Raw genomic sequence first — 12,658 nt, forward strand, 5'->3', positions numbered from 1 at the left:
CCGGGGGCCGTCAAGCGTTCGGACGACACCAATGGCCGGCGCGATCCGCCGGGGCGTTCCTCGGGGCGTCCGCCGGGGGCCCATCGGTGGGTTCGTCGGGGCGGTGCGAACCGCTCAGCGCACGGCGACGACGGCCGACCCGTGCCCGAACAGCCCCTGGTTGGCGGTGATCCCCGCCCGCGCACCCGGCACCTGCCGCTCCCCGGCCGTACCGCGCAACTGCCACGTCAGCTCACAGACCTGCGCGATGGCCTGGGCCGGTACCGCCTCCCCGAACGAGGCCAGGCCGCCACTGGTGTTGACGGGGATCCGCCCGCCCAGGGCCGTCGCCCCCTCCCGGACCAGCTTCGCCCCCTCGCCCTCGGCGCACAGCCCGATGTCCTCGTACCACTCCAGCTCCAGGGCGGTGGACAGGTCGTAGACCTCGGCGAGCGAGAGGTCCCGCGGCCCGAGCCCCGCCTCCTCGTAGGCGGCGCGCGCGATCGAGGACCGGAAGGATCCGGCCACCGGGTCCGCGGCCGTCGTGGAGTCGGTGGCGATGTCCGGCAGGTCCAGGACCGTCCGCGGATAGGCGGGCGTCACCGTCGACACGGCCCGGATCCGCACCGGATCGGCCACGCCGCGCGAGCGCGCGAAGTCCATGCTCGTGAGCACCAGCGCCGCGCCCCCGTCGGAGGTCGCGCAGATGTCGAGCAGCCGCAGCGGATCGGCGACCACCGCCGAGGCGGCGACCTCCTGCGCGGTGACGGCCTTGCGGTAGCGGGCGTGCGGGTTGAGCCGGCCGGCCGCCGCGTTCTTCACCTTGACCTGGGCGAAGTCCTCCAGGGTGTCCCCGTGCACGGCCATCCGGCGGCGGGCGTAGAGCGCGAAGTACGCCGGATTGGTCGCGCCCAGTACGCGAAACCGCAGCCAGTCCGGATCGTCCGGACGCTCGCCGCCGGCCGGAGCGAAGAACCCCTTGGGCGCCGCGTCCGCGCCGACCACGAGCACCACGTCGGCCAGGCCCGCCAGGATCTGCGCGCGGGCCGCCCCGATCGCCTGCGCCCCGGAGGCGCAGGCCGCGTACACGCTGGTCACCCGGGCCCCCTGCCAGCCGAGGGCCCGGGCGAAGGTGGCTCCGGCCACGTAGCCCGGATATCCGGAGCGCACGGTGTCTGCGCCGACGATCGACCCCACGTCCGTCCAGTCGAGACCGGCGTCCGCGAGCGCCGCCCGCGCCGCGGTCCGCCCGTACTCGACGAAGCTGCGGCCCCATTTGCCCCACGGATGCATGCCGGCCCCCAGGACGGCGACGTCGGCGCTCACCCGGCCCCTCCCACCGGCTTGAACTGCCAGGTCACCCAGGTGGTTTCGGCGTCCTCGCCGAGCACGCCGCCCACCACCTCGACCTCCGTCCCCACCGCCAGGTCGGCGACCTCGACCCCGGGTGCGCCCTGCCCCAGGACGACCATCCCCTCGGCCTCCAGCTCCACCGCGAGCAGGGTGTACGGCTCCCAGGGCTCGGCCGGGTCGGACACGTACGGGGCGGGCGGCCGGTAGCGCCCGTCGGTGTAGGACCAGACGCGGCCCCGGGGCGAGAGCGGCACCTCGGCGAGCTCCCCGCCGCCCGGGCACCGCGGGTTGCGGCAGTAGGCGTCCTCGCGGGGGAAGAACACCGCCGTACAGGCCGAGCACCGGGTGCCGAGCAGCCGGAAGCCGCCCCCGTCCGCCGCGTTCTCGGTGAACCACCCGCTCACGACGGGTGTGCGTGTGCGTGCCAAGACCCCTCCCATGCAGCAGAGCTGACACATCGTCAGAAGTTAGGAGTCTGCCACGGCCGGGCGGCCCGGGTCACCGGTTCTCGGCGAGCCACTTACCCGCGATCTCGTCCAGCTCCGCGTCCCGCCCGGCCAGCATCATCCGGATCATCTGCGCGTCCCCGCGCAGCGACCACACCGGATGCCCGAAGGTGGCCGGATTGTTGCCCTCGATCAGGAAGTGCGCCGGCCAGGCGGTCCCGTACCCGATCACGGGAAGGGCGGCCAGCCAGCGCCCCCGCCCGCGCGCCGCCCCGTAGGCGGTCAGCGCCAGACCGGTGAGCGTGCCGGCGAGATGCACCCAGCGGGTGGCGGCGCGGGAGTGCATCGCCACGTAGTACGGCCAGAACTCCTCGTACGAGCGATACGTCATGCGGGCACGGTACTCACGGCCGGACCACGGCGACAGCGACCGGGAAGTCGAAATACGTGTCCGGATACGCCTCGGGCCTGTAGGTGAAGTGCCACCACTCCTCGGGCAGGTTCACGAACCCCTGCTCGCCCAGTACCCGCTTGAGCAACTGCCGGTTGGCGCGTGCGGCACCCGTCACCCGCGGATCGTCCGTGTGCGACAGCGGATCGAAGAAGTCGAACGCGGTCCCCATGTCGAGGTCCCGGCCGGGAAGTCCCACCAGTGTCACGTCGACCGTGCTCCCACGGCTGTGCCCCGACTTCTCCGCGATGTACCCCTCCGGGATCAGCCGGCCGCGCTCCACCCGCGGGTAGAACTCCGCCTTGCGCGCCACGTCCTGCGGACCGTCCTCCGCCCGCGCCCACTGCACGAACCGGTCGACCGCCCGCTGAGGCCGGTAGCAGTCGTACACCAGCAGCGAGTAACCCCGCCGCAACAGCACCCGCTGCGCCCGCCGCAGCGCCTCCGCGGCCGGCCTGGCCAGCAGGCACTCCGGCTCCTCGTACCCGTCGACCACCGCACCGGTGAAGTTCCGCTCGCCCGCGTACCGCATGTCCTGCCGGATGCTCGGATCCACCTCCCGCAGCGCAGTGAACCCGGGCGGCGCCGCGGCCCCGCCCGCCAGCACCCCGACCAGCCCCGCAACAGCCGTCATCCGCATACCCCTTGGCATACCATCACCGCATGCCGGAACACCTGAGGGACTCGCACTGCTCCACCTGCGGAGCGCCGTACTCCACGACCGACTGGCCCCGCGCCTGCCGGTCCTGCGGCACCACCGCCTACCGCAACCCCCTCCCCGTGGCCGTCACCCTCCTCCCCGTCGAGGACGCGGACGGCACCGGCCTCGTGGTCATCACCCGCACGATCGAACCCGCCCTCGGCGGCATCGCCCTCCCCGGCGGCTTCATCGACTTCGGCGAGGACTGGCGCGACGCCGTCGTCCGCGAGCTGCGCGAGGAGACCTGCATCACCGCCTCCGCCTCGGACGTCACCCTGGCCGACGCACTGAGCTCCCCGGCCGGCCACCTCCTCCTCTTCGGCCTCCTCCCGACCCGTCCCGCGGACACCCTTCCCGCCTCGCAGCCGACGGACGAGACCACGGGCTGGCACATCCTGCGCACCCCCGAGACCCTGGCCTTCCCCCTCCACACCCGTGCGGCGGCCTCCTGGTTCGCGGGCCGCTACGCCTGACGTCCCCCCACCAGACCCGCCGCGGACCGGGGGTGCACAGCGGCAACCCGGGCAACGGCACCCACCTCGCGACGGTCGAGGCCGGCAGTTCCCGACCACGCTCGCGGAGATCACGGCCGGTCCGGCGATCACCGGTGCGGCCGAGGTGGCGCCGGCTGCGAAGGTCCTCGCCTGGATCACCCACGAGGTCTTGAAGGACTCGCCGGCCCGAGCCGTCCGGCTCGGACTGCCCCCGCCCCGACGAGGCGCGGCCTCAGGCCCGAGCCCGCCCCCGGGGGTGCCCCGCGGCCCCCCGGCCACCCCTCACAGCCCCCGCACCACGACGCCCTCCACCACCGCCCCCGCCTCGTCCTCCACCACCACCGCGTCCCCGGCCCACCGCGAGGTGTACCGCTCGACCGTGCCCGCCCCGAAGCCCGGCCCCGGATCCCGGACGACCACTCCGCCGCCCGTACGGCCCCGCGCCGGCGCCCAGACCTCCAGCTCCACCCCGTCGCCCCCGCCGGACCGCACCGGCAGCAGCACACCCGCCCGCGCCAGCACCGGGATCCGGTCCGGCGGGGCGTCCAACAGGATCTGCCCCGGCCCCTCGTACGCGGTCCCGGTCGCGGTGTCGTACCACCGGCCCCGTGGCAGCCGTACCGCGCGCCGGTCCGCCCCGCACTCCAGCACTGGCGCGACCAGCAGCGCGTCACCCAGCAGGAAGGAGTCCTCACAGTCCCGCAGCCGCCGGTCCTCCGGCGCCCCCCACCACACCGGCCGCACGTACGGGGCGCCCGTCCGCCGCGCCATGTGGGCCAGCGTCACGAAGTACGGCCGCAGCCGCTCCCGTTCCGCCATCACCGCCCGCGCCCGCTCCTCCACCTCCGGCCCGAACTCCCACGGCTCCCGCCGCCCCGCCCAGATCGCCGAGTGCGTGCGGAACAGCGGCAGGTACGCGCCCAGTTGCAACCACCGCACGTACAGCTCCGCAGACGGGGAACCGCCGAACCCGCCCACGTCCGGCCCCGAATACGGCACCCCGCACAGGCCCAGTCCCAGCACCAGGGCGAGGGAGGCCCGCAGCCCCTCCCAACTGGTCTCCACATCGCCCGACCAGGTGCCCCCGTACCGCTGCATGCCCGCCCAGCCCGACCGGGAGAACAGGAACGGCCTCTCCTGCGGCCGCAGTCGGACGAGCCCCTCCCACCCGGCCCGCGCCATCCCCAGCGCGTACACGTTGTGCCCCTCGCGGTGGTCGCCGCCCGCCCCGTCCATCGCGTGGCGCGCCGATCGCGGCAGCGTGGTGTCCCCGAACGCCGCGAAGGACACCGGCTCGTTCATGTCGTGCCAGAAGCCGGAGAAGCCCTGCGCGAGCCGTTCCTCGTACAGCCCGCCCCACCATTCGCGCACCGCGGGATCCGTGAAGTCCGGGTAGGCACACTCGCCCGGCCACACCTCCCCGCGCACCTCGCGCCCGCGCGCGTCCCGCACGAAGGCGCCCCCCGACCCCACCGCCAGCCCTGCCGCGTGCAGCGCGTCACCCGCCTTGACCGCCGGGTCCACGATCGAGACGAGTCGCACCCCCTGCTCCCGCAACTCGCGCGCCAGGCCCGGCAGATCCGGGAAGCGGTCCTCGTCCACCGTGAACACCCGGTGCCCGTCGTAGTGGTCGATGTCCAGGTGCACGGCCGACAGCGCCAGCCCGCGCGACGCATACCCGGCGACCACCCGCCGCACCTCCGCCGCGCTCCCGAAACCCCACCGCGCGTGCTGGTACCCCAGCGCCCACTCCGGCGGCACCGCGGCCCCGCCCGTCAGCCCCGACCAGCCCTGGAGCACCCGCGCCGGCGTCCCCACCAGCACCCAGCAGCGCAGCGGGCCGCCCTCCATGCGCAGTTCGCTCCCCCCCGGACGGTCCTGTCCCGAGCCGACGCCCTCTTCACCCTCGCGCAGCACCACCCGGCCGTCCCAGCAGTTGTCGTGGAAGACCAGGTGGGTCCCCGCGTCCGCCACGACCATCTGCACCGGCATGGTGAGGTACAGCGGATCGACGCCCGGCCCGAAGCCCCCCTTGGGGTCCGTGTTCCACAACCGGTACGCCCCGTCGCGCAGCCGCGGCCCGGCCGCCCGCCCGCCCAGCCCGAAGAACCGCGCGTCCGCCGGCACCTCGCTCCGCATCACCCACCGGCCCACCCCACCCCCTCGGCCACGGGCCACCCCACCCCCGTCCGCCCCATCACCAACCCCACCTGCACCAGCCTCACCCGCGCCTGCACCGCCCTCACGCACGCCGACCCGGGCCCCGTCCGCGCCAGCCTCACCCGCGCCTGCACCGCCCTCACGCACGCCGGCCCGGGCCCCGTCCGCCCCGGCCCCGGCCGCGCCAGCCTCACCCGTGCCGACCCCACCTGTGCTGGCCGCCGTGCCTGCCTCGGCCCTAGCCGAGCCGGCTTCGGCCGCGCTGTCACTGGCCCCGGCAGCCCCGGCCGCTGCCCCACCCTCGCCAGCGTCACCCGCGCCGGCTCTGCTCGCGCCGGCCCCGTCGACCCCGGCTGCCCCGGCCCTGTCCGCCCCGGCCCCGGGCGCGCCCAACCATTCCGCGTCGGCCTCACCCGCGCCGGAGGCGACTCCCGGCCTGCCGTGGCCGTACCGGTCCGGGCCGGAGGCCGTCCCCGGCTCGCCGATGACCGCCTCCGGCCCGGGGTCCCCGCCCCCCTCCCCGCCGGGCGCCGTCCCCCCGGGCGGGTACGCGGCACCCGCCCCGCCGGAGCCCATGCCGGTGGAGCCCGCGTCCCCCCGCTCCGGGTCCGTCCCGCCCACGGCGGACTCCCCCTCCGCGGCCTCCCCGGCGAGGGGAACCGGCTCCCACCACCGCGGCGGCGACTCCCGCCGCAGCACCGCCCCGCCCGGAGTGCGCACCTCCAGCGCCCCGTGCCGGGACACCGCCACCGTGACCCGCTCCGACACCACCCGCCAGCCACCCCCGGTGTCCGGTTCCAGTACCGCCCGCAGGTCCGGTTCGGGCCCGCTCCCCACCACCGCGTACGAGGGCGTCGCCGCGGCCCCGTCCCAGGCCCAGAACACCACCCCGCCCGCCATCACCCGCACCACCAGTTCCGAGCGCGCGAACCGCAGCACGCCCCCGCCCGGCCGGGGCTCCGTGCTCACCAGCAGACCCGGCACCCGCGCCCGTTCCGCGCCCCGGCGCGGGAGCCCCACCGCGTCCGCGCGCCGCCGGCGCCATGCCGAGAGCCAGGCGCGCCGACCACGCTCCGTACCGATGTCCTTCACCGCACGCACCAGATCACGACCATCCATGCCGCTCACCCTGCCACCGGCCCCCGGCCGAGGGGACGGCGTTCAACTGCCGTTCACCCGCCGGCGGTGCCCCCCGGCCCTCACCCGACCGGCCAGGTCGACCCTGGTGCAGCCGTCGATCACATGGCATCGTCCCTGTGAGCCGCCGCGCGCACCCCCGCGCGGATGGCACCGTACGCACACGTAAACACGTACACGTACACGCACACGTACACGCACACGAAGCGCGAGCCGCAGACTTGACCGGGAGCCGACCCATGACCTCAGCCACCCAGCCGGAACCCCTCTGGGCGCCGGGCCCCGACCGGATCGCCGCGGCCCGGATCACCGCCTTCCAGGCCTGGGCCGCGACGCGCTTCGGAGCCCCCGCGGAGGGCGGCTACCCGGCCCTGCACCGCTGGTCCGTCGACGAGCTCGACACCTTCTGGCAGGCCGTCGCCGAGTGGTTCGACGTCCGCTTCACCACCCCGTACGAGTCCGTCCTCGCCGACCGCTCCATGCCCGGCGCCCAGTGGTTCACCGGAGCCACCCTCAACTACGCCGAGCACGCGCTGCGCGCCGCCGAGGACCCGGCCCGCGCCGGCGACCCCGCCCTGCTGTACGTGGACGAGACCCACGAACCCGTCCCCGTCACCTGGGCCGAACTCCGCCGCCAGGTCGGCTCCCTCGCCGCCGAACTGAGCGCCCTCGGCGTACGCCCCGGCGACCGCGTCAGCGGCTACCTCCCCAACATCCCGCAGGCGGCCGTGGCCCTCCTCGCCACCGCCGCCGTCGGCGGCGTGTGGACCTCCTGCGCGCCCGACTTCGGAGCCCGCAGCGTCCTCGACCGCTTCCAGCAGGTCGAGCCGGTCGTCCTGTTCACCGTGGACGGCTACCGCTACGGCGGCAAGGAGCACGACCGCCGCGAAGCCGTCGCCGAGCTCCGCGCGGAGCTGCCCTCCCTGCGCGCCGTCGTCCACATCCCGCTCCTCGGCACGCCCGCCCCCGACGGCGCCCTCGACTGGGCCGCGCTCACCGCCGCGGACACCGAGCCCGTCTTCGAGCCGGTCGCCTTCGACCACCCCCTCTGGGTCCTCTACTCCAGCGGTACGACCGGCCTGCCCAAGGCGATCGTCCAGTCCCAGGGCGGCATCCTCCTCGAACACCTCAAGCAGCTCGGACTGCACTGCGACCTCGGCCCGGAGGACCGGTTCTTCTGGTACACCTCCACCGGCTGGATGATGTGGAACTTCCTCGTCTCCGGACTCCTCACCGGCACGACGGTCGTCCTCTACGACGGCAGCCCCGGCTACCCGGACACCGGCGCCCAGTGGCGCATCGCCGAACGCACCCGCGCCACCCTCTACGGCACCTCCGCCGCCTACGTGATGGCCTGCCGCAAGGCCGAGGTCCACCCGTCCCGCGACTTCGACCTCTCCGCGGTGAAGTGCGTGGCGACCACCGGCTCACCGCTGCCCCCCGACGGCTTCCGCTGGCTCCACGACGAGGTCGCCGAGGACCTCTGGATCGCCTCCGTCAGCGGCGGCACCGACGTGTGCAGCTGCTTCGCGGGCGCCGTCCCCACCCTCCCCGTGCACATCGGCGAGCTCCAGGCCGCCTGCCTCGGCACGGACCTCCAGTCCTGGGACCCCTCGGGCAAGCCGGTCGTCGGCGAGGTCGGCGAGCTCGTCGTCACCAATCCCATGCCGTCCATGCCGATCCACTTCTGGAACGACCCCGACGGCAGCCGCTACCGCGACAGCTACTTCGAGATGTTCCCGGGCGTCTGGCGCCACGGGGACTGGATCACGATCACCGACCACGGCTCGGTGATCATCCACGGCCGCTCCGACTCGACGCTCAACCGCCAGGGCGTCCGGATGGGCTCCGCCGACATCTACGAGGCCGTCGAACGGCTCCCCGAGATCAAGGAGTCCCTGGTCATCGGCCTGGAGGAACCGAACGGCGGATACTGGATGCCGCTCTTCGTCCACCTCGCCCCCGGCGCCACCCTCGACGACGACCTGCGCGCCCGGATCAAGGCGACGATCCGCGAGGAACTCTCCCCGCGCCACGTCCCCGACGAGATCATCGAGGTGCCGGCCATCCCGCACACCCTCACCGGCAAGCGCATCGAGGTCCCGGTCAAGCGGCTCCTCCAGGGCACGCCGCTGGCGAAGGCGGTCAACCCGGGCTCCGTCGACGACATCGGGCTCCTCGGCTTCTACGAGGAGCTGGCCCGCACCCGCGGCTGACGTCACTGTCAGTGGCACTGGTTACTCTGAGTGAGCAAGTGATCGCACTCAGGGGGAGCCAGCCATGCCACGCGATAACGAAAACAGCGCCGGTACCACCGCCGACACCGGCACCGGCCGGAACCGCAGCACCGCCAGGAGCCGCAGCGCCGGCCGGAACCGCAGCACCGACCGGCGCCGCGCACTGCGCCGCGAGGTCCCCAGCACCGTCGGCCTCCTCGCCGACGCCGGGGACTTCGCGGCCATGTGCGCCTACCGCAGCTTCGGCTTCGACCGCGGGTCCGACTACACCGACTACCTCCACCACGTCGACGGCCTGCTCCGGTCCCTCGCGGCCCGGGGCATCCACACCACCGTCGCGCTCTTCGACCCCGACGAGTACGCCGAGTACTGCGGGGAGACCGGCCTGGACCCGGACACCTCCGAGACCCGCACCCGCTTCACCGCGGAGCTCGCCGGCAGCGGGACCGTCCTGCCCTACACCGGCCAGCCCATCGACGAGCTCGTGCCGCTCCTGGTGGACGAAGCCGTCCGCCACGCCACCTGGGAGTACGCCACCACCGTCCTCGCCGGCGTGGGCCGCTGCGCGGATTGCGGCGAGGACATCGGCCACGCCTCCTTCGACCGCGCCGCCGACGCGCTCAAACGCCTCGTGGCCGGCGCCGGCGCGGGCCACCACCACTTCGTCTGCAGCGTCCCGACCGAGGACGAGCAGCTCGTCGCCGTCCTGCACGCCGACAGCAGCGGCGCCCCGGACGTCCCGCCGCGCATCGAGGGCCGCGAGAGCCTCGACTTCGTGACGGTCCTCGCCGCGGGCCTGGCCCTGGGCGGGCCCGGGGGGCTGGTCGTGCGCAGCACCACCGAAGGCCACCGGGACCGGGTCCACGGCTGGCGCCTGGACCGCGGCCGCCTCACGGCACTCTCGGCCGCCGCCGTGTTCAACGCGTACTGCACCGACGCCGACACGGGCGACCTCGTCGCACCGGAGCCGGGCGTCGAATACTGCCCCGGCTACGACGTCGACGAACCCGGCCCGCACCACTGAAACGCCGAAGGGCCCCCGCCACCGGCGAGGGCCCCTCGGTCCGTACGACACACCGTCCGGCTACTCCCCGGAGAGCACCGCCTGGGCGGCCACGCGGGCCTCCTCGGCGCTGTCCGCGGCACGGGCCGCCGCGGCGGCCCGCTCACACTGCGCCAGCGTGTGCTTGGCGAGCGTCGCCCGGACATAGGGGATCGACGCGGCACCCATCGACAGGGAGGTGACACCCAGACCGGTCAGCACACAGGCCAGCAGCGGGTCGGAGGCGGCCTCGCCGCAGACGCCGCAGCTCTTGCCCTCCGCCTTCGCGGCCTCGGCCGACATGGCGATCAGGTCGAGCAGCGCGGGCTGCCACGGGTCCTGGAGCCGGGAGACGGCGCCGACCTGCCGGTCGGCGGCGAAGGCGTACTGCGCCAGGTCGTTGGTCCCCAGCGAGAGGAACTCGACCTCCTGGAGGATCGAGCGCGCACGCAGCGCGGCGGAGGGGATCTCCACCATCGCGCCGAACTTCGCCTGCAGACCGGCCTCACGGCACGCGTCGGCGAAGGCCTTCGCGTCGGCGCGGTCGGCCACCATCGGGGCCATCACCTCGAGGTGGACCGGCAGGCCCTCCGCCGCCTTCGCCAGCGCGGTGAGCTGGGTGCGCAGCACCTCCGGGTGGTCCAGCAGCGAGCGCAGCCCGCGCACGCCCAGAGCCGGGTTCGGCTCGTCGGCAGGGGTCAGGAAGTCCAGCGGCTTGTCGGCGCCCGCGTCGAGCACGCGTACGACGACACGCCCCTCGGGGAAGGCCTCGAGCACCTTGCGGTAGGACTCGATCTGCTTCTCCTCGGACGGCGCCTTCTTGCTGTCGTCCAGGAACAGGAACTCCGTGCGGAACAGGCCCACCCCCTCGGCTCCTGCCTCGACGGCCGCCGGCACGTCCGCGGGACCGCCGACATTGGCCAGCAGCGGCACCTTGTGCCCGTCGGAGGTCGCACCGGGTCCGGACGAGGCGGCCAGTGCCGCCTTGCGCTCGGCCGCCGCGGCCTCCAGCTCGGCCCGCTTCTCCGGGGAGGGGTCGACGAACAGGTCGCCCGTGCTGCCGTCCACGGCGATCATCGTGCCCTCGGCGATCTCGCAGGCACCCGGCAGCGCCACGATCGCCGGCACGCCCAGCGCCCGCGCGAGGATCGCGCTGTGGCTGGTGGGCCCGCCCTCCTCGGTCACGAAGCCGAGGACGAGCGCCGGGTCGAGCAGGGCGGTGTCGGCAGGGGCCAGGTCCCGGGCGATCAGCACGTACGGCTCGTCGCTGTCGGGCACACCGGGCATCGGGACTCCGAGCAGCCGCGCCACGATGCGGTTGCGTACGTCGTCCAGGTCGGCCACCCGGCCGGCCATGTACTCGCCGGCCCCCGCCAGCAGGTCGCGGTAGGCGGCGAAGGCGTCGTACACACCGCGCTCGGCCGTGCTGCCGACGGCGATCCGCCGGTCCACGTCCGCCATCAGCTCGGGGTCCTCGGCGATCATCGCCTGGGCCTCGAGCACGTGCTGGGCCTCGCCACCGGCCAGCTGGCCACGCGCGATCAGGTCGGCCGCGACGGCACTCACGGCCTGGCGGGCGCGCCCCTGTTCGCGCGCCGCCTCGTCGGCGGTGATCTGCCTGGCCGGCGGTTCGAGGACCGCCGTGCCCATGTGCCGCACCTCGCCGATCGCCACCCCGTGGCTCACGCCGACGCCTCGCAGCGTTGTCTCCATTTCACCCGTCTCCGATTGGGCGGCGGCCCTGGCCGCCGCGATGGATGTCCGTCACGCCCGCGCGGGCGGAAGGGTCACTGCCAGCTGAAGAGCGCGTCGTCAGCCTTGACGTCGCCGGACTCGACGAGGTCGGACAGGGACTCGGCCGTCGCCTCGAGCGCCACGACGGGGCAGATCGGGGACTTGCCGAGGGCCTCGACGGCAGCGGGGTTCCAACGGATGACCGCCTGGCCCCGGGTCACGGTGTCGCCCTTGTTGACGAGCAGCTCGAAGCCCTCGCCGTTGAGCTGGACCGTGTCGATGCCGAGGTGCGTGAGTACACCGTGCCCCTCGCCGTCGACGACCACGTACGCGTGCGGGTGCAGGGAAACGACCACACCGTCGACGGGGGACACCGCCTCCGAGGGCTCGCGCACGGGGTCGATGGCGGTGCCCGGTCCCACCATCGCGCCGGAGAACACCGGATCCGGCACTGCCGCGAGTCCGATGGCGCGACCGGCAAGAGGGGACGTCACGCTGGTCATGAGGGGCCTCCCAGGGGTGGAGCTTTCGGTGTCGCCGTCACTGACTGTCGCGAACGGCGTACTCTTCTGAAGGATAAGTCACTAGATGTTCGGGTTCGTCCGATGTAGGTCCCGATCCGGACTGGTCCCTTCGGCACGGAGACTAGTGGACTAGACCGGTGGACTAGACCATACGCCTGAATCGATTTGCTTGGGCACCCCCCGGCCTGTACTGTCGTGACTCCCGCCAGGACGCCCCGCGTGAACTTCTCGCGAACGGCAAATGGACGGGCACCCTCCTCTTCAGATTCGATCTCCATCTCCAACTCTTCTCCGTGTGCCTTTTCGGGAATGCGGCGAGTGGTCGGGGAGAGGGAAATTCGCTGATAGAGTCGGGGCCGCCGGAAAGGGAAACGCGAAAGCGAAAACCTGGAAAGCGCCGA

10 protein-coding genes are annotated in these 12,658 nt (G+C 74.0%); 3 read left to right on the forward strand and 7 right to left on the reverse strand.

Translation table 11 applies throughout. The features are described 5' to 3' along the window. Positions 1 to 114 precede the first annotated feature (114 nt). The 4 genes from AVW11_RS26430 to AVW11_RS26445 form a co-directional block, all read right to left on the reverse strand. Positions 115 to 1,305: a lipid-transfer protein gene (locus AVW11_RS26430; RefSeq protein ID WP_076046243.1), complete on the reverse strand. Its 1,191-nt coding sequence runs from the start codon at positions 1,303 to 1,305 to the stop codon at positions 115 to 117. Beyond that, complete coding sequence (locus tag AVW11_RS26435; protein ID WP_234331095.1) at positions 1,302 to 1,760, reverse strand: Zn-ribbon domain-containing OB-fold protein; 459 nt, start codon at positions 1,758 to 1,760, stop codon at positions 1,302 to 1,304. The genes AVW11_RS26430 and AVW11_RS26435 overlap by 4 nt, the downstream gene beginning before the upstream one ends. Before the next feature lie 70 nt (positions 1,761 to 1,830). Continuing rightward, complete coding sequence (locus AVW11_RS26440) at positions 1,831 to 2,169, reverse strand: Mpo1-like protein (protein ID WP_030851516.1); 339 nt, start codon at positions 2,167 to 2,169, stop codon at positions 1,831 to 1,833. 13 nt (positions 2,170 to 2,182) lie between these two features. Continuing rightward, on the reverse strand, positions 2,183 to 2,863 hold the full coding sequence (locus tag AVW11_RS26445; RefSeq protein WP_076046249.1) for a M15 family metallopeptidase: 681 nt from the start codon (positions 2,861 to 2,863) through the stop codon (positions 2,183 to 2,185). Between the two features lie 29 nt (positions 2,864 to 2,892). Between AVW11_RS26445 and AVW11_RS26450 the strand changes: the two genes are divergently transcribed. After that, complete coding sequence (locus tag AVW11_RS26450; RefSeq protein ID WP_030851513.1) at positions 2,893 to 3,402, forward strand: NUDIX domain-containing protein; 510 nt, start codon at positions 2,893 to 2,895, stop codon at positions 3,400 to 3,402. Positions 3,403 to 3,705: 303 nt separating this feature from the next. Here the strand turns inward: AVW11_RS26450 and AVW11_RS26455 are convergent, their stop codons facing one another. After that, positions 3,706 to 6,702: a TIM-barrel domain-containing protein gene (locus AVW11_RS26455; RefSeq protein WP_420856403.1), complete on the reverse strand. Its 2,997-nt coding sequence runs from the start codon at positions 6,700 to 6,702 to the stop codon at positions 3,706 to 3,708. Between the two features lie 257 nt (positions 6,703 to 6,959). Between AVW11_RS26455 and AVW11_RS26460 the strand changes: the two genes are divergently transcribed. Together AVW11_RS26460 and AVW11_RS26465 are read left to right on the forward strand one after the other, a co-directional pair. After that, the gene (locus AVW11_RS26460; protein ID WP_076046245.1) at positions 6,960 to 8,936 is read left to right on the forward strand and encodes an acetoacetate--CoA ligase; all 1,977 of its coding nucleotides are present in this window, start codon (positions 6,960 to 6,962) and stop codon (positions 8,934 to 8,936) included. A 64-nt stretch (positions 8,937 to 9,000) separates the two neighbouring features. Continuing rightward, positions 9,001 to 9,981: a hypothetical protein gene (locus AVW11_RS26465; protein ID WP_076046247.1), complete on the forward strand. Its 981-nt coding sequence runs from the start codon at positions 9,001 to 9,003 to the stop codon at positions 9,979 to 9,981. A gap of 60 nt (positions 9,982 to 10,041) precedes the next feature. On the opposite strand, the gene ptsP is transcribed toward AVW11_RS26465, so the two are convergent. Both ptsP and AVW11_RS26475 read right to left on the reverse strand, forming a co-directional pair. Next, positions 10,042 to 11,712 carry a phosphoenolpyruvate--protein phosphotransferase gene (gene ptsP / locus AVW11_RS26470; RefSeq protein ID WP_060180610.1) on the reverse strand — a complete coding sequence of 557 codons (1,671 nt, stop codon included), beginning with the start codon at positions 11,710 to 11,712 and terminating at the stop codon, positions 10,042 to 10,044. A 74-nt stretch (positions 11,713 to 11,786) separates the two neighbouring features. Next, on the reverse strand, positions 11,787 to 12,236 hold the full coding sequence (locus tag AVW11_RS26475) for a PTS sugar transporter subunit IIA (RefSeq protein ID WP_030856027.1): 450 nt from the start codon (positions 12,234 to 12,236) through the stop codon (positions 11,787 to 11,789). Positions 12,237 to 12,658 lie beyond the last annotated feature (422 nt).

This window comes from Streptomyces amritsarensis (assembly GCF_001953875.1).
Classification (GTDB): domain Bacteria; phylum Actinomycetota; class Actinomycetes; order Streptomycetales; family Streptomycetaceae; genus Streptomyces; species Streptomyces amritsarensis.

Coding starts and splice junctions, on each gene's coding strand:
- AVW11_RS26440 (WP_030851516.1), bottom strand. CDS start 2,169: ATGACGTATCGCTCGTACGAGGAGTTCTGGCCGTACTACGTGGCGATG.
- AVW11_RS26445 (WP_076046249.1), bottom strand. CDS start 2,863: ATGACGGCTGTTGCGGGGCTGGTCGGGGTGCTGGCGGGCGGGGCCGCG.
- AVW11_RS26450 (WP_030851513.1), top strand. CDS start 2,893: ATGCCGGAACACCTGAGGGACTCGCACTGCTCCACCTGCGGAGCGCCG.
- AVW11_RS26455 (WP_420856403.1), bottom strand. CDS start 6,702: ATGGATGGTCGTGATCTGGTGCGTGCGGTGAAGGACATCGGTACGGAG.
- AVW11_RS26460 (WP_076046245.1), top strand. CDS start 6,960: ATGACCTCAGCCACCCAGCCGGAACCCCTCTGGGCGCCGGGCCCCGAC.
- AVW11_RS26465 (WP_076046247.1), top strand. CDS start 9,001: ATGCCACGCGATAACGAAAACAGCGCCGGTACCACCGCCGACACCGGC.
- ptsP (WP_060180610.1), bottom strand. CDS start 11,712: ATGGAGACAACGCTGCGAGGCGTCGGCGTGAGCCACGGGGTGGCGATC.
- AVW11_RS26475 (WP_030856027.1), bottom strand. CDS start 12,236: ATGACCAGCGTGACGTCCCCTCTTGCCGGTCGCGCCATCGGACTCGCG.